Genomic DNA, 15,717 nt, shown 5'->3' with positions numbered 1-15,717 from the left:
CAGATGACGCCATGAGCGGTCAGCCTGATTCCACCGCCGACAGCAGCGCCCGCAGCGCCCCCGCCAATCGCTCGCGATCCCGGGCTGGCATCCGGGCCAGCAACTCCCGTTCATGCTCCAGCAGGTCGGCCATGGCCGCATCCACCAGTGCGCGACCGGAGGGCGTCAGCTGCACCAGGACACCGCGACGGTCGCGCGGATCAGGCAGTCGGCGTACCAGACCTCGTCGCTCGAGCCGGTCCACCCGGTTGGTCATCGTCCCGCTGGTGACCAGCGTCTGCTGGACCAGGACGCCGGGGGAGAGTTGGTACGGCGCGCCCACCCGCCGCAGCGCCGACAGCACGTCGAACTCCCAGGTCTCCAGATCGTGCTCGTCGAAGGCGGCTCCGCGGGCCTGTTCCAGCAGTGTGTCCAGCCGCGAGATCCGCGAAAACACTTGCAGCGGTTCGACATCAAGATCTGCGCGCTCGCGATGCCACGCGGCGACGATCGCGTCGACCTCGTCGGCGAGCGGTGCACCCATGAGGTAATCGTAGCGTCAAGTCTCTTGACATCGAGATATCCCGAAAGTATCTTGACATCAAGATACTTTCACCGCGAGGAGGCGACGATGCCGACCTGGGATCCGACGCAGTACGAGAAGTTCGCCACGTTGCGCGACCGGCCGTTCTTGGACCTGCTCTCCCGGGTGGGTGCGCAGGATCCGCAGCTCGTGGTCGACCTCGGCTGCGGCGACGGACCGCTGACCCTGCTCATGGCCCAGCGCTGGCCGGGCGCTCGGATCATCGGGGTCGATTCGTCGCCGCAGATGATCGAGCGGGCTCGCGAGGTCGACACCGAGGGTCGCGTCGAATGGCAGGTGGGCAGCGTCGAGGACTGGGATCCCGCCCAGGCGCCCGACGTGCTGATCACCAACGCCACCTTGCAGTGGGTTCCGACCCACCGCGACCTCATCCCGGGCTGGCTCCAGGCGCTGCCGGAGGGCGGCTGGTTCGCGATGCAGGTACCCGGCAACTTCGATGCCCCGTCGCACCGGCTGATCCGTGAGACCGTCGCCGGACACCCACGCGCGCAGGAGTTGGCCGGAGCCCTGCGCTCCGATGCCGTCGAGGACCCCAGCGGGTACGCCGATCTGCTGGCTACCCGGTGCTCTCACCTTGACGTGTGGGAGACGACGTACCTGCAGATGCTGGATCCTGCTGCGGCGCAACGCAGTCCGGTGCTGGAATGGGTACGCGGTACGGGCCTGCGTCCGGTGCTGGACCGGCTGCGGCCCGAGGAGCTCGAGCCGTTCGAGGCGGCGCTCACCGCACACTACGACCGGGCGTACCCGCGCAAGCCCTACGGCGTGCCGTTCGAGTTCCGCCGCGTCTTCGCCGTGGGGAGCATCTGATGATCCTGGGGTTGCACCACGTGCAGATCGCCTGCCCCGCTGGCAGCGAGGACGACCTGCGCGCGTTCTACAGCGGTGTCCTCGGGCTGCCGGAGATCCCGAAGCCACCGATTCTGGCGGCGCGGGGCGGCTGCTGGTTCCAGATCGGCCCACAGGAGCTGCACTGCGGCGTCGAACCGGGCTTCCAACCGGCGCGCAAGGCGCACCCCTGCCTCCTGGTCGATGACCTGGACACGGTCGCGAGCGCCGTACGGGCAACTCGGCACGAGGTGACCCACGACGAGTCGATCCCCGGCGTGCGGCGGTTCCACACCACCGACCCGGTCGGCAACCGCCTGGAGATCCAGCAGGCTTAGTCCGCGGCCGCCGCGACAGTCTCCCGGGACTCGTCCCGGGCGTGCAGGTGGCCGCTGTACTTCAGCGTCGGGTCCTGCTGAAGTCCGCGCAGACCGTTCCAGCTGAGGTTCACGATCTGCTGGGCGACCTGCTCCTTGGAGAACTCCGACCCGCGCTCCAACCACCAGTCGCCGCACAGTGCGATCTGCCCGACAAGCATCTGGGTGTAGATGGGCAGCGGCGTGGGATCGATCTCGTGGCGGTTGAACATCGGGACCAACGCGCTCTCGACCGCCCGGGCCACCTCGGACATCAGACTCGCCAGCGAGCCGGTCGTGTGCCAACTCGGCGCGTCGCGGGACAGCACCCGGAAGGCAGCCGGCTTCTCCTCGACGAAGGTCAGCAGCCCCCAGACTGCCTGCTCCAGCAGTTCGCGCTCCCCATCGCAGTCACCGAGGAACTCCGTCACCGCATCCGCCAGCTCCCGCATCGAGCGGTCGATGACGACGGCGTACAGCCCCTCTTTTCCCCCGAAATGCTCGTAAATCACCGGCTTCGTGACGGAAGCACGCGAGGCCAGTTGCTCGACGGAGACACCCTGAACGCCCTCCTCGGCGAACACCTCCCGGGCGACGGTGATCAGCTGCTCGCGGCGCTCGGCTGCGGTCATTCGCTGACGTTGTGGCTTCATGGCATTCATTGTCCACCTAATGCGTCGTTTACGCTTGCCCGTGGCCTGCCCATTGCGGTGAGGTCGTTCCCCGGTTGCTCTGCTGGCAGGGGCCGCCTGACTTTGAATCAGGATTAGCGACGTTGGTTCGATTCCAACCCGGGGAGCGCGCGGGCCGTCAGCCCACCGCCCGGATCGCGGTGCAGACCGCGTCCATTGCCAGCAGCCGCACCACGTCCACGTGCGCCGGAACCGCGCCGGTCGCGGCCGCCACGAACGCGTCCCCGTCGAACCGGGTATGCGGCGGCGTGACCGCCCGGGCCAACCCGTCGTGCGCACCCTGGGCCACCAGGAAGCAGTCCGCCTTGCTCAGCGCGGCATTGGTCACCACCACCCCGATCGTGGTGTTGCTGCGAAAGTCCGGCGCCGCGGCCAGGAGTGCGTCAACGATCGACAGATCCACCGGGCCCGTGCCGGGGTCGATGTCACCGAAGGCGTTCACCGCGCACAGCGCACCGACCACCAACTCACCGACCCGGGCCTCGGCGTACCGCAATCCGCCCGGGCGCCGGTCCTGCCCGCGCCAGTTCGACACCGATGCACCCGTGCCCGCGCCGATCGATCCGTTCAGCACGTACGCCGTGTCCTGGGCCGCCGCGTAACCCGCCGCCGCGTCGGGGTAGGCGTCGGGGGAGCCCACGACGCGGTCGAAGAGCGCAAGGGTGGGCACCACGGGCACGTTGCCGGCCGGGGTCGGCACGCCCCGGCCCTGTTCGGCGTAGAAGCGCATCACTCCGTCCGCGGCGGCCAAGCCGAACGCGGATCCGCCCGCCAACAGCACCCCGTCGAAGGTCTGCACCGTTTTGTCCGGTGCCAACGCGTCGAGTTCCCGTGACGCCGGCGCACCGCCACGCACCTCCGCCGAGGCGACGGTCCCCGGCGGCAGGTCGACCAGGGTGCACCCGGTGCGGGCCACCTCGTCGGTCCAATGCCCGACCCGGACGCCCGGGATGCCGATCGCGTTGCTCAGTGCGGCCACGTGGGAACGATAGGTCAGCCGGTAACATCGCCTGTGCTGATGCTCGCCGACGGGCGACCGGCCGCTCGATCAAAGGAGTCTCGCGAGTGAGCGCCACCCCTGCCGCCGTGATTGTTCTCGCTGCCGGTGACGGCACGCGAATGCGTAGCCAGACCAGCAAGATGTTGCACAAAATCGCGGGCCGGACTCTGGTCGCCCACGCCGTGCACGCTGCGGTCGGCACCCACGCGCCGTACATCGCGGTCACGGTCCGTGCCCACCGCGACGCGGTCGCCGCCGAGGTCCTGGCGACCTTCCCCGAGGCGGTCATCGCCGACCAGGACGACATTCCCGGTACCGGACGGGCCGCTGAGTGCGGGTTGGCCGCCCTGCCCGCCGACCTGACCGGCACCGTCATCGTGACGTACGGCGACACCCCCTTGCTCTCGGCCGAAACCCTCGTCTCGCTCACTGAGCAACACGAAGCGACGGCCAACGCCATCACGGTTCTCACCACGCACCTGGCCGACCCCGCCGGCTACGGCCGGATCCTGCGCGATGCCGACGGCAGCGTCACCGGCATCATCGAGGACAAGGACGCCCGGGCCGCGCAGGCCGCAGGTGGCCCCCTCGCGCACGCGGTCGAGATCACCGAAATCAACTCGGGCATCTACGCATTCAGCGTCGACATCTTGCGCGAACTACTGCCGCAGGTCGGCACCGATAACAACCAGCGCGAGAAATACCTCACCGACGTGCTCGCGCTGGCCCGGGGCAACGGCGGCCGGGTCGAAGCACTGGTCATCGACGACACCCCGCAGATCCTGGGCGTCAACGACAAGTCGCAACTGGCGCAACTGGGCAAGGAACTCAACGAGCGCCTGGTCAAGAAGCTGATGGTCGAGCAGGGTGCGATCGTGATCGACCCGGCCACCACCTGGGTCGACGCCGAGGTCACCGTGGGCGCGGACACCGTGATCCACCCCGGCTGCCAGCTGCTGGGGGCCACCAGCATCGGCGTCGAATGCACGATCGGACCCGACACGACGCTGAAGGACACGGAGGTCGATGACGGGGCGAGCGTCGTACGCACGCATGCCGAACTCGCGGTCATCGGCCCGCAGGCCACCGTCGGCCCCTTCTCCTACCTGCGGCCCGGCACCACGCTGGGCGCGCGCGGCAAGATCGGCGGGTTCGTCGAGACCAAGAACGCGCAGATCGGTGACGACGCCAAGGTGCCGCACCTGACCTACTGCGGCGACGCCACGATCGGGGAGGGCGCCAACATCGGCGCCGGCACGATCTTCGCCAACTACGACGGGGTCACCAAGAACCACACCAACGTCGGCCGGTACAGCTTCGTGGGATCCAACAGTGTGATCGTGGCGCCTGGTTCGATCGCTGATGGCACGTACGTCGCGGCGGGCTCCGCGGTCACCGCACCGGTCGGGCCGGGCGAGTTGGCCGTGACCCGCGCCCGGCAGCGCAACGTCGAGGGGTGGGTGGCCCGGCGTCGTGCGGGGACCGCCACCGACGCCGCCGCGCAGGCCGCCGTCGCGCAAGGACTCGCCGCGGCGCGTCAAGGACTGGAAGAATCAACACCATCGGCGTCGGCAGCCACGGAAGAGAACGCATGAACATCGGCATTCAGCGCACCACCGAGAAGAACCTGATGGTCTTCAGCGGGCGGGCCCACCCGGACCTGGCGCAGCACGTGGCCAAGGAACTGGGCACCGAGTTGGTCCCGACCGCCGCCTACGACTTCGCGAATACCGAGTTGTACGTGCGCTTCGAGGAATCGGTGCGGGGTTGCGACGCGTTCGTCATCCAGAGCCACACCGCGCCCATCAACACCTGGATCATGGAGCACCTGATCATGGTGGATGCGCTCAAACGGGCCTCGGCCAAGCGGATCACCGTGGTCACCCCGTTCTACGGCTACGCCCGCCAGGACAAGAAGTCCCGCGGCCGCGAGCCGATCAGCGCCCGACTGATGGCCGACCTGTTCAAGACCGCCGGCGCCGACCGGTTGATCGCGGTCGACCTGCACACCGACCAGATCCAGGGCTTCTTCGACGGCCCGGTCGACCACCTGCAGGCGCTGCCGATCCTGACCGACTACGTCTCAGACAAGTACGGCGATGAGGACCTCGTCGTCGTCTCTCCCGACGCCGGCCGGATCAAGGTGGCGGAGTCGTGGTCGCGGCGGTTAAACAACGCCCCGCTGGCCTTCATCCACAAGACTCGCGACGTCACCCGGCCCAACGAGTCGGTCGCCAACCGCGTCATCGGTCAGGTCGAGGGGCGCACCTGCATCCTGGTCGACGACATGATCGACTCCGGTGGCACCATCTGCCACGCCGCGGAAGCCCTGATGAAGGACGGTGCGGCCAGCGTCATCATCGCTGCCACGCACGCGATCTTCTCCGGCCCCGCGGTCCAACGGTTGAGCGACTCGGTGGCCCGTGAGGTCATCGTCACCGACACCCTGCCCGTCGGCCCGGACAAGCAGTTCGAGGGACTGACGGTGCTGCCCATCGCGCCGCTGCTGGCCGAAGCGATCAGCCAGGTCTTCGGTGACGGTTCGGTGACCAGCATGTTCGCCGACCACTGAGTTTGCTGCGGACATACGGGCAGCAAACCCAGCGGTCGGCCCCTTCGGTTTACCAGTGGGTCCAACCGCCGATCTGGACGGCGCGGTAAATCGTCTGAGCCGCAGCTAGGCAGGGCTTCTCGGCGACGGCATCGGGGCCGGGCCAGTCCTTCTGCTTGCACTGGTACACCATGTTGGCGTGCAGCTTGCTGTCCACCGTGGACCGGCTGTAGCCGCTGACCTTGTGGTTGCGGTAGCCGAAATCGTGGCGATCGCAGGACTTCTTGAAGAAGCCGCCCCACACCTTGACGGCCGCCAGCGCTGCCTGGAGTTGTGGGGAGGGGATCCCGGCGCCGGACGGGATCGAGCAACCGTTGTGGCCCCAGTTGAGCCCGTACTTGCCGTAATACTGCCCGTACTTCGGGCCGTACACCCGCTCCATGGTGACCTGTTTGGCCACGTCCTTCTTGGAGATGGCGTCCGCGGAGACCATGGGGGCGAAGCTGACGGTCGAGATGGCGGCAATCGCCAGGAGCTTGCGCATCGGTTGTCCTTCGTGAGGGGTTGGGGGTGCCGCCGAGCATAGGTATTCCTGTGCAGGACCTGTCAAACATCTGATGGTCAACTGGTTGAAAGCTGAATGAGCGGGAGGGCGAACGGGCTGAATTTGGGCGGGTGCTGCCACTCGCCGTACGATGAACGACGTTGCCTCGGCGAGGGACGCTGCGTGAGCGGCTCCGTGATCGACAAGGTTCAGGCCAGTGTTCGTGCCTGCACGCGTCGGTTCATGCCGCGTCCCGCGTCGAGGCGCCACCGAATCCATCCGCGAAGCCTGAAGGACCTGACATGGCCACCAAATCCGACAACCGTCTGATCGCCGAGAAGCGCACCGAATTCGGCAAGGGCGCCGCCCGCCGCATCCGCCGCGACCACAAGATCCCCGCCGTCCTCTACGGCCACGGCACCGACCCGCAGCACCTGACCCTGCCGGGCCACGACACGATGCTGGCGCTGAAGAACCCCAACGCCATCCTCACCCTGGTCATCGACGGTGACGAGCAGCTCGCGCTGGCCAAGGACGTGCAGCGCGACGCGATCAAGCCGGTCATCGACCACGTCGATCTGGTCATCGTCAAGAAGGGCGAGAAGGTCACCGTCGACGTCGCCGTGCACCTGGAGGGCGAGGCGGGCCCGGAGACCAACGTGGTCCTGGAGAACAACACCCTGTCCATCGAGAGCGACCCGATGTCGATCCCCGAGAGCATCGTGGTCTCCATCGAGGGCTTGGCGGCCGGCAGCCAGATCCTGGCCAAGGACGTCACCCTGCCCGCCGGTTCGACGCTGATCGCCGACGAGGACCTGCTGGTCGTCAACGTCACCGCCCAGGTCACCGCCGAGGAGCTCGAGGCCGAGCTGGAGAGCGCTGAGGCCGAGGCCGGCATCGAGAAGGACGAGCCGGAGGCCGCCGAGGACGGCGACGCCGCGGAGTCCACCGAGGAGTGATCATGTGTCGCGAGTTTCACCGGTGAGCCCCTGGTTGATCGTCGGGCTCGGTAATCCCGGATCGACGTACGCCGGCAACCGGCACAACGTCGGGGCCATGGTCATCGACGAACTCGCGACCCGATACGACACGACGCTGCGCGCCCACAAGGCGCGCGCTCGTGCCGCCAGCATCCGACTCGGGCGGCCCGGCACCTCCGGGCCGCCCGCAGTCATTGCCATCCCCACGACGTACATGAACGAATCCGGTTCTCCCGTCAAGGGATTGGCCGACTTCTTCAAGGTGCCGGTCGAGCAGATCATCGTGATCCACGACGAGTTGGACATCGATGCCGGCACGATCCGCCTCAAGCGCGGTGGGGGAGAGGGCGGTCACAACGGGCTGCGGTCCATCTCTGCCGCGCTCGGCACCAAGGACTACCTGCGGGTGCGCGTCGGCATCGGACGCCCACCCGGCCGGATGGACCCGGCCGCCTTCGTGCTCAAGGATTTCAACGCCACCGAGCGCAAGGAGCTGCCGTTCCTGCTGGATGACGCCGCCGATGCGACGGAACTACTGATCGAGCGCGGTCTGACCGACGCGCAGAACACCGTGCACGCTGGAGGACCTACCCGCTCGTGACTCTCGACCCGCTGCTCAAGCTGTTGCGTTCCGACGCCGGAGTGCAACGCACCCTGCGCCACCTGAATGCCGACCTCGTCGACATCGCCACCACGCCCGGTCTACGGGCTCCGTTGTTGGCCGTTCTGGCCGGCGGCGACGCGGGCGTGCCGATCCTGGCGGTGACCGCCACCGGCCGCGAGGCCGACGATCTCGCGACCGCGCTGCGCTCCTTCCTGCCCGCCGAGCGGATCGCCGAGTTCCCCAGCTGGGAGACGTTGCCGCACGAGCGCCTCAGCCCGCGCAGCGACACCGTCGGCAAGCGGCTGTCCGTGTTACGCCGGCTGGCGCACCCATCCCCCGAGCACGGTCCGGTCGATGTGATCGTCGCCAGTGTGCGGGCGCTGCTGCAGCCGATCGCCAAGGGCCTGGGCGATCTGTCGCCGGTCGCGCTCACGGCCGGGCAGGATGCCGACCTCTCGCAGGTGGTCGAGGACCTCGTGGCGGCTGCCTACACCCGTACCGACCTGGTCGAGCGACGCGGCGAATTTGCCGTCCGCGGAGGCATTCTCGACGTTTTCCCGCCGACCGAGCAGCACCCGTTGCGGGTGGAGTTCTGGGGCGACACGATCGAGGAAGTGCGCTACTTCAAGGTCGCCGACCAGCGCAGCATGGAGATCGCCGAGGGTGGCCTGTGGGCGCCGCCGTGCCGCGAACTCCTGCTCACCGACGCCGTCCGGGACCGCGCGCGAGCGCTCGCCGACCAGTTGCCCGGTGTCGCCGACATGCTGCACAAGGTGGCTGAAGGCATTGCGGTGGAAGGGATGGAGTCCCTTGCCCCCGCTCTGTTGGGCTCCCAGATGGAGACGGTGCTCGACGTACTGCGCCCTGGCACGCACGTGGTGCTGTGCGACCCGGAGCGGGTGCGCACGCGGGCCCATGACCTGGTCGCGACCAGTGAGGAGTTCCTGGAGGCCAGTTGGGGCAACGCCGCCGCCGGCAACCAGGTGCCGGTGGACCTGCGCGCGGTGCTCGGCAGCGCGTCGTACTGGACCCTGCAGGAGTTGCGCGAACATGCCCTGAAGACCGGGCGGCCCTGGTGGTCGTTCGCGTCCTTCGCGACCGACGAGGACCTGATCGCCTTCACCGAGGACGAATTGCCCGGGGAGAGAGTCAATCTGGGCAGTACGCCGGTCGCGGCCTACCGCGGCAACACCGAGCAGGCGGTGGCTGATCTGCGCCAGTACGTCGCGGACGGGCAACGGGTGCTGATCGTCACCGAAGGTCCGGGGCTGGGGCGGCGGATCACCGAAGTGTTGGCCGAGCACGACCTCGCCACGCGTGGGCTCACGGAGCTGTCGCCCGGTTCGATCGAACTGTCGACCGGGTGCCTCGGGCCCGGATTCGCCCTGCCCAGTAGTGAACTGGTGGTGCTCACCGAGGCCGACCTGACCGGTGGCACCGGCGCTGAGGGATCCACCAAAGACATGCGCCGGATGCCGACGAAGCGGCGCAACGTGGTGGATCCGCTCCAGCTGCGACCCGGTGACTTCGTCGTCCACGAGCAGCACGGCGTCGGCAAGTTCGTGGAGATGGTGCAACGCACCGTGCAGGGCGCCACCCGCGAATATCTGGTGCTCGAGTACGCCGCGTCCAAGCGTGGGCAGCCGGGCGATCGGCTCTTCGTGCCCACCGATCAACTCGATCAGGTCACGCGCTACGTCGGCGGCGAAGCTCCCTCGGTCAACAAACTCGGTGGATCCGACTGGCAGGCAACCAAATCCAGGGCCCGCAAACACGTCCGGCAGATCGCCGCGGAACTGATCCGCCTCTACAGCGCTCGCATGGCCACGCCCGGCTACGCGTTCAGCCCGGACACTCCGTGGCAACGCGAGTTGGAGGACGCGTTCGCCTACGTCGAGACCCCCGACCAGCTCTCCAGCATCGACGAGGTCAAGGCGGACATGGAGAAGGCCGTCCCGATGGACCGGTTGATCTGCGGGGACGTCGGCTACGGCAAGACCGAGATCGCCGTCCGCGCGGCGTTCAAGGCGGTGCAGGACGGCAAGCAGGTCGCGGTCCTGGTGCCCACGACACTGCTGGTCAAACAGCACGTGCAGACCTTCAGCGAGCGGTACGCCGGCTTCCCGGTGACGGTGAAGGCGCTGTCCCGCTTCCAGAGCGACAAGGAAGCCAAGGAGGTCATCGAGGGCCTGGCTTCCGGTGCCGTCGACATCGTGATCGGCACGCACCGGTTGCTCGGCAACGAGGTGAAGTTCAAGGACCTCGGCCTGGTCGTCGTGGACGAGGAGCAGCGCTTCGGTGTCGAGCACAAGGAGCAGCTCAAGGCCCTGCGGACCGCCGTCGACGTGCTCGCCATGTCGGCGACCCCCATCCCACGTACGTTGGAGATGGCGGTCACCGGGATCCGCGAAATGTCCACTCTCGCAACCCCGCCCGAGGAGCGCCACCCGGTCCTGACCTTCGTGGGTGCCTACCAGGAGCAGCAGGTCGCCGCCGCGATCAAGCGCGAGTTGATGCGCGAGGGTCAGGTCTTCTACGTGCACAACAAGGTGCAGTCGATCGAGAAGACCGCCTCCCGGATCCGCGAACTCGTCCCCGACGCGCGCGTCGTCACCGCGCACGGCAAGATGTCCGAGCACCGGCTCGAGGACGTCGTCGTCGACTTCTGGGAGCGGCGGGCCGATGTGCTGGTCTGCACCACCATCGTCGAAACCGGCCTGGACATCTCCAACGCCAACACGCTGATCGTCGAGAGCGCCGACCGGTTGGGGCTGTCCCAGTTGCACCAGCTGCGGGGCCGCGTGGGTCGCGGACGCGAGCGCGCCTACTCCTACTTCCTCTACCCGGGGGAGAAGCCGCTGACGGAGACGGCGACCGACCGGCTGCAGACCATCGCCAGCCACACCGACCTCGGGGCCGGGATGCAGGTGGCGATGAAGGACCTGGAGATCCGCGGCGCGGGCAACCTGCTCGGTGGCGAGCAGTCCGGGCACATCGCCGGCGTCGGCTTCGACCTCTACGTGCGCATGGTCGGCGAGGCCGTCGCCGACTTCCGCGGCGAGACAGACACCGCACCGGTGGAGATCAAGATCGAGTTGCCGGTGGACGCGCATCTGCCGCACGACTACATCCCCGGTGAGCGGCTACGGCTGGAGGCCTACAAGAAGCTGGCCACCGTCGAGGATCTGGGTGCGTTGGACGAGATCGGCGCCGAGTTGAAGGACCGGTACGGCGAGGCCCCCGAGCCGGTTCGCAACCTGTTCGAGGTGGCCCGGTTGCGCACGGTCGCGCGCAAGGCCGGTATCAGTGATGTGGCGGTGCAGGGCAAATTCGTCCGGTTCAGCCCGGTCACCCTGCGCGAGAGCCAGCAGCTGAAGTTGGAGCGGCTCTACAAGGGCACGATGGTCAAGGAAGCGATGCAGCAGATCCTGGTGCCGATGCCGCGGACCGCGCCGGTGGGTGGCGAGCCGTTGCGGGACACGGCGATCCTGCATTGGGCCACCGAACTCATCGAACAGGTGCTTTTGGCATGATGCAGGGTGTGATGGGCGCGAAGGTGAAGTTGGCGGTAGCGGCGACGATGGCGGCCGGCGCGATGGCGTTGAGCGGCTGCGGTTCCAACAGTGTGGTGCAGAACGGCTACGTGGCCGCTCGGTACGACGGCACCACCGTCACCAATGAGCAGGTGCAGGACGCCCTGATCGACGTGCGCAAGGTCAACGCCGACTTCGACTCCCAGTCCGCGGCGGTGTTCCTGGCCCTGAATCCGGAACTGTCGCAGCTGGCCGGCAAGTACGGCGTGGCCACCTCGACCGCGCAGGCCAAGGCGGCCTTCCCCGCGACGGTGAAGAACCCGTCCACCTCGGCCATCAGCGTCGTGCAGTCGAGCATGGACTTCCAGGCGCTGCGCTCCAGTGAGCAGGGTCAGCCGGCGTTGGCCAAACTGATCAGCACCGCTGACGTGCAACTGAACCCGCGCTACGGCACCTGGCAGAAGGGCGTCGGCCCGACCAGCATCGCCCCGAACTGGATCTCCGCCTCACCGTCGCCCGCCGCCTCCTGATCCGGTGCCCCGGCTGACGCTGCTGGTCACGAGTCCGCGGCTGCCCGCCGGGTTGCTGACCCGCGACGCATGGAACGCCCTGTCGAGCGCTGCCGTGGTGCGAGCCGCCGATCTGGACGACCCGACGACCGCTGCTGTCGCCGCGTCCGGGATCCCGGTCCGAGCGGGCGCCGCCGATGCGCGTGAACTGGCCCGATCGGCGTACGACGTGGTGTGGATCGGTTTCCCCAATGGTGACCCCGGTCTGACCGACGCCTTGGCGCAGGAGTTGTCCGCGCTGGATGACCCGCCCGAGGTCGAGGTGCTGGTCGGATCCTGGGATCCGCCCGGCGCCCGGCTGCTGGATGCAGTCGCGGCGATGGACGCGTTGCGGTCGCCCGGCGGCTGTCCGTGGGACGCCCAGCAGACCCACGAGTCGCTCGCGAAGTACCTGCTGGAAGAGGCCCACGAGACGGTCGAGGCGATCGAGACCGGCTCGAGCGAGCATCTCGTGGAAGAACTCGGCGACGTGTTGCTGCAGGTGCTCTTCCACTCCCGGATCGGCGAAGAAGCCGAAACCCCCTGGGACGTCGATGATGTCGCGGCCGGGCTGGTCGCCAAGCTGATCCGCCGGCACCCGCACGTCTTCGCCGACGGCGACGCGCAGACGCCCGAAGAGGTGGAGGCGGCGTGGGAGCAGATCAAGGCGGCCGAGAAACCTGAGCGCGGCGCGGACGACCTGCTGGCCGGGATCCCGGTGTCGCTGTCCAGCCTGCTGATCGCGCAGAAGGTGTTGGACCGGGCCGCTCGCCGGGGTGTCGAGGTCACGCCATCGGACGATCTGGGTGGCGCATTGCTCGCGCTGGTGGCGCAGGCCCGCGCCGACGGGGTGAGCGCTGACGCGGCGCTGCGGGACGCTCTGCGTCGGCTGTCCGCGCCCCACGACTGATCGATCAGCAACGCCTACTAATGTGATCGGGTATGACGGTCCGACTGCACTGGTTCCTGCCGACCAACGGTGACTCACGGACCGATCTGAGTCTCGGCGATGCGGTCAGCGCGGTGAGCGGCACCGTTGGTCCGCCCGGTGCTGCCCCCACAACCCGGCGTGCTCCCACCCTCGACTACCTCGGCCAGATCGCCTGTGCGGCAGAACAACTCGGCTTCGAGGCGGCACTCACCCCAACCTCCAGTGCCTGTGAGGACGCGTGGGTCACGACGGCTGCGCTCAGCCAGGTGGCACGCAAGCTGAAGTACCTCGTGGCGTTCCGACCCGGCGTACTCAGCCCCACGCTGGCCGCCCAGATGGCCGCGACGTACCAGCGGATCACCGGCGGTCGCCTCCTGCTGAACGTCGTGACGGGCGGGGAGGACGTCGAGCAGCGTCGCTTCGGTGACGCGCTGGACAAGGACGCCCGCTACGCCCGCACCGGGGAGTTCCTGCACGTCCTGCGGGAGTTGTTCTCCGGCGAGCCGGTCACCTTCCGGGGCGATCATCTGTGGGTCGAAGGCGCCGTCCTGAGTGGCGAATTGCACCGGCCCGACATCTATTTCGGCGGATCCTCCCCGGCAGCCATTGAGGTTGCTGCCCAGCACAGCGACGTCTACCTGACCTGGGGTGAGCCGCCCGAGCAGGTGACCGAGAAGCTGGACCGCGTGCGCCTGGCCGCGACGCGGTTCGACCGTGAGCCGCGGTTCGGGATCCGGCTGCATGTCATCGCCCGACCCACGGCGGACGAAGCCTGGCAGGTCGCGGACCGGATGCTCGCGGGCCTTGCACCGGAGCAGGTCGCCATGGCCCAGTCCGCGCAGTCCGGTGCCCAGTCCGAGGGCCAACGTCGGATGACCGCGCTGCACGGGGGCCGGTTGGACAAGCTGGAGATCTACCCCAACCTGTGGGCCGGCATCGGTCTGGTGCGTGGCGGTGCGGGTACGGCGCTCGTGGGCTCCTACGCCGACGTCGCCGACCGGATCGGCGAGTACCACGCCCTCGGCCTGGACGAGTTCGTCCTCAGCGGGTATCCGCACCTCGAAGAGGCGTACCACGTCGGGGAAGGTGTCCGCCCGGCGCTCGCGGCCCGCGGTCTGCTCTGACTGACTGGTCGTCGCGCACGTCTCAAAAGCCTGCTGGCCCGGTTGTTACCCACGAGTCACCCGTTAGGCTCGAAACAGCCCGTGCAACCCCTTCACACTCAGGAGATCCAGTGGCCAGCATCGACGGCATCATTGCGCGCGAAATCCTCGACTCCCGCGGCAATCCGACGGTCGAAGTGGAGGTCCTGCTCGACGACGGCATCGTGGGTCGCGCGGCGGTACCTTCCGGTGCCTCGACCGGCGCGTTCGAGGCGGTCGAGCGCCGCGATGGTGACAAGAAGCGTTACCTCGGCAAGGGCGTCCAGGACGCCGTCGACGCGGTTACCGAGGACATCGCCCCGCATCTGCTGGGTTACGACGGCAGCGAGCAGCGCCTGGTCGACCAGGAGATGATCGAGCTGGACGGCACGCCCAACAAGGGCAAGCTGGGCGCCAACGCGATCCTCGGTGTCTCGCTGGCCGTGGCCAAGGCCGCCGCGGACTCCGCTGGTCTGCCGCTGTTCCGCTACGTCGGCGGTCCCAATGCGCACCTGCTGCCGGTGCCGATGATGAACATCCTCAACGGTGGCTCGCACGCGGACTCCAACGTCGACATCCAAGAGTTCATGATCGCGCCGATCGGTGCGGCCAGCTTCCGCGAGGCACTGCGTTGGGGCGCGGAGGTCTACCACGCGCTCAAGGGCGTGCTGCACGACAAGGGCCTCGCGACGGGCCTGGGCGACGAGGGCGGTTTCGCCCCGAACCTGGAATCCAACCGGGCCGCGCTCGACCTGATCCTCGAGGCGATCAAGAAGGCCGGCTACAAGCCGGGCAAGGACATCGCCCTCGCGCTCGACGTCGCGGCCAGCGAGTTCTTCGACAAGGGCAAGTACACCTTCGAAGGCGAGAAGAAGACCGCCGAGCAGATGTCGGCCTACTACGCCGACCTGGTCGAGAACTACCCCTTGGTCTCCATCGAGGACCCGCTGAACGAAGACGACTGGGACGGCTGGAAGACCCTCACCGACCAGATCGGCGACAAGGTGCAGCTGGTCGGCGACGACCTGTTCGTCACCAACCCCGAACGCCTCGGCAAGGGCATCGACGGCGGCATCGCCAACGCGCTGCTGGTGAAGGTCAACCAGATCGGCACGCTGACCGAGACCCTCGACGCGGTCACCCTGGCTCAGTCCAACGGCTACCGCTGCATGATGTCGCACCGCTCCGGTGAGACCGAGGACGTCACCATCGCCGACCTGGCCGTTGCCACCAACTGTGGCCAGATCAAGACCGGCGCCCCGGCCCGCAGCGAGCGCGTGGCGAAGTACAACCAGCTGCTGCGGATCGAAGAGGAACTCGACGACGCCGCGGTCTACGCCGGCGCCAGCGCGTTCCCGCGCTTCAAGGGCTGAGACTGCGCGCACGCCCGGCCCGCCTCCACGAAGAGGCGGGCCGGGCGTCGTA

The 15,717-nt window shown here is 68.1% G+C and carries 15 protein-coding genes and 1 tRNA gene; 12 read left to right on the top strand and 4 right to left on the bottom strand.

Features of this window, described 5'->3' with window-relative positions; all coding sequences use genetic code 11:
• Positions 1 to 19: 19 nt before the first annotated feature.
• Positions 20 to 523, bottom strand: coding sequence for a MarR family winged helix-turn-helix transcriptional regulator (locus DR843_RS12230; RefSeq protein ID WP_109686199.1), 504 nt, complete (start codon positions 521 to 523; stop codon positions 20 to 22).
• Between the two features lie 87 nt (positions 524 to 610).
• On the opposite strand from DR843_RS12230, the gene DR843_RS12225 reads away from it, so the two are divergent.
• Together DR843_RS12225 and DR843_RS12220 are read left to right on the top strand one after the other, a co-directional pair.
• On the top strand, positions 611 to 1,393 hold the full coding sequence (locus DR843_RS12225) for a methyltransferase domain-containing protein (protein ID WP_109686197.1): 783 nt from the start codon (positions 611 to 613) through the stop codon (positions 1,391 to 1,393).
• Entirely contained in the window at positions 1,393 to 1,749 is a 357-nt protein-coding gene (locus DR843_RS12220; RefSeq protein WP_109686195.1) for a VOC family protein, read from the top strand. Before DR843_RS12225 ends, DR843_RS12220 begins: the two co-directional genes overlap by 1 nt.
• Here the strand turns inward: DR843_RS12220 and DR843_RS12215 are convergent.
• Positions 1,746 to 2,399 (bottom strand): TetR/AcrR family transcriptional regulator, encoded by a 654-nt coding sequence (locus tag DR843_RS12215; protein ID WP_211310233.1) that lies wholly within the window; start codon positions 2,397 to 2,399, stop codon positions 1,746 to 1,748. The genes DR843_RS12220 and DR843_RS12215 overlap by 4 nt on opposite strands.
• Positions 2,400 to 2,487: 88 nt before the next feature.
• On the opposite strand from DR843_RS12215, the gene DR843_RS12210 reads away from it, so the two are divergent.
• A tRNA-Gln gene (locus tag DR843_RS12210) sits at positions 2,488 to 2,566 on the top strand.
• Positions 2,567 to 2,577: 11 nt separating this feature from the next.
• On the opposite strand, the gene DR843_RS12205 is transcribed toward DR843_RS12210, so the two are convergent.
• Entirely contained in the window at positions 2,578 to 3,438 is an 861-nt protein-coding gene (locus tag DR843_RS12205) for a P1 family peptidase (RefSeq protein ID WP_211310232.1), read from the bottom strand.
• 86 nt (positions 3,439 to 3,524) lie between these two features.
• On the opposite strand from DR843_RS12205, the gene glmU reads away from it, so the two are divergent.
• Positions 3,525 to 5,054, top strand: coding sequence for a bifunctional UDP-N-acetylglucosamine diphosphorylase/glucosamine-1-phosphate N-acetyltransferase GlmU (gene glmU, locus DR843_RS12200; protein WP_281268837.1), 1,530 nt, complete (start codon positions 3,525 to 3,527; stop codon positions 5,052 to 5,054).
• Positions 5,051 to 6,031 (top strand): ribose-phosphate diphosphokinase, encoded by a 981-nt coding sequence (locus DR843_RS12195; RefSeq protein ID WP_109686191.1) that lies wholly within the window; start codon positions 5,051 to 5,053, stop codon positions 6,029 to 6,031. Before glmU ends, DR843_RS12195 begins: the two co-directional genes overlap by 4 nt.
• A 49-nt stretch (positions 6,032 to 6,080) precedes the next feature.
• On the opposite strand, the gene DR843_RS20110 is transcribed toward DR843_RS12195, so the two are convergent.
• On the bottom strand, positions 6,081 to 6,554 hold the full coding sequence (locus DR843_RS20110; RefSeq protein WP_170119854.1) for a phospholipase A2: 474 nt from the start codon (positions 6,552 to 6,554) through the stop codon (positions 6,081 to 6,083).
• Between the two features lie 302 nt (positions 6,555 to 6,856).
• Between DR843_RS20110 and DR843_RS12185 the strand changes: the two genes are divergently transcribed.
• The 7 genes from DR843_RS12185 to eno all read left to right on the top strand — a co-directional run bounded on the left by DR843_RS12185 (position 6,857) and on the right by eno (position 15,665).
• Positions 6,857 to 7,513: a 50S ribosomal protein L25/general stress protein Ctc gene (locus DR843_RS12185; protein WP_109686187.1), complete on the top strand. Its 657-nt coding sequence runs from the start codon at positions 6,857 to 6,859 to the stop codon at positions 7,511 to 7,513.
• A 4-nt stretch (positions 7,514 to 7,517) separates the two neighbouring features.
• Positions 7,518 to 8,135 (top strand): aminoacyl-tRNA hydrolase, encoded by a 618-nt coding sequence (gene pth, locus DR843_RS12180; protein WP_245934113.1) that lies wholly within the window; start codon positions 7,518 to 7,520, stop codon positions 8,133 to 8,135.
• The gene (gene mfd, locus DR843_RS12175) at positions 8,132 to 11,671 is read left to right on the top strand and encodes a transcription-repair coupling factor (RefSeq protein WP_109686183.1); all 3,540 of its coding nucleotides are present in this window, start codon (positions 8,132 to 8,134) and stop codon (positions 11,669 to 11,671) included. Before pth ends, mfd begins: the two co-directional genes overlap by 4 nt.
• Positions 11,668 to 12,201: a hypothetical protein gene (locus DR843_RS12170; protein ID WP_109686180.1), complete on the top strand. Its 534-nt coding sequence runs from the start codon at positions 11,668 to 11,670 to the stop codon at positions 12,199 to 12,201. The genes mfd and DR843_RS12170 overlap by 4 nt, the downstream gene beginning before the upstream one ends.
• 4 nt (positions 12,202 to 12,205) lie before the next feature.
• Positions 12,206 to 13,129 (top strand): nucleoside triphosphate pyrophosphohydrolase, encoded by a 924-nt coding sequence (locus DR843_RS12165; protein WP_109686178.1) that lies wholly within the window; start codon positions 12,206 to 12,208, stop codon positions 13,127 to 13,129.
• Between the two features lie 32 nt (positions 13,130 to 13,161).
• Complete coding sequence (locus DR843_RS12160) at positions 13,162 to 14,274, top strand: LLM class flavin-dependent oxidoreductase (protein WP_109686176.1); 1,113 nt, start codon at positions 13,162 to 13,164, stop codon at positions 14,272 to 14,274.
• 110 nt (positions 14,275 to 14,384) lie between these two features.
• Positions 14,385 to 15,665, top strand: coding sequence for a phosphopyruvate hydratase (gene eno / locus DR843_RS12155; protein WP_109686174.1), 1,281 nt, complete (start codon positions 14,385 to 14,387; stop codon positions 15,663 to 15,665).
• Positions 15,666 to 15,717 lie beyond the last annotated feature (52 nt).

The organism is Branchiibius hedensis (assembly GCF_900108585.1).
Lineage (GTDB): Bacteria > Actinomycetota > Actinomycetes > Actinomycetales > Dermatophilaceae > Branchiibius > Branchiibius hedensis.
This window is presented reverse-complemented; position numbering and strand designations above follow the sequence as displayed.

Excerpts from the sequence above, each read along its gene's own strand:
- DR843_RS20110 (WP_170119854.1), bottom strand. The coding sequence starts at position 6,554 with ATGCGCAAGCTCCTGGCGATTGCCGCCATCTCGACCGTCAGCTTCGCC.
- DR843_RS12230 (WP_109686199.1), bottom strand. The coding sequence starts at position 523 with ATGGGTGCACCGCTCGCCGACGAGGTCGACGCGATCGTCGCCGCGTGG.
- DR843_RS12160 (WP_109686176.1), top strand. The coding sequence starts at position 13,162 with ATGACGGTCCGACTGCACTGGTTCCTGCCGACCAACGGTGACTCACGG.
- DR843_RS12225 (WP_109686197.1), top strand. The coding sequence starts at position 611 with ATGCCGACCTGGGATCCGACGCAGTACGAGAAGTTCGCCACGTTGCGC.
- DR843_RS12220 (WP_109686195.1), top strand. The coding sequence starts at position 1,393 with ATGATCCTGGGGTTGCACCACGTGCAGATCGCCTGCCCCGCTGGCAGC.
- DR843_RS12215 (WP_211310233.1), bottom strand. The coding sequence starts at position 2,399 with ATGACCGCAGCCGAGCGCCGCGAGCAGCTGATCACCGTCGCCCGGGAG.
- DR843_RS12185 (WP_109686187.1), top strand. The coding sequence starts at position 6,857 with ATGGCCACCAAATCCGACAACCGTCTGATCGCCGAGAAGCGCACCGAA.
- DR843_RS12170 (WP_109686180.1), top strand. The coding sequence starts at position 11,668 with ATGATGCAGGGTGTGATGGGCGCGAAGGTGAAGTTGGCGGTAGCGGCG.
- DR843_RS12195 (WP_109686191.1), top strand. The coding sequence starts at position 5,051 with ATGAACATCGGCATTCAGCGCACCACCGAGAAGAACCTGATGGTCTTC.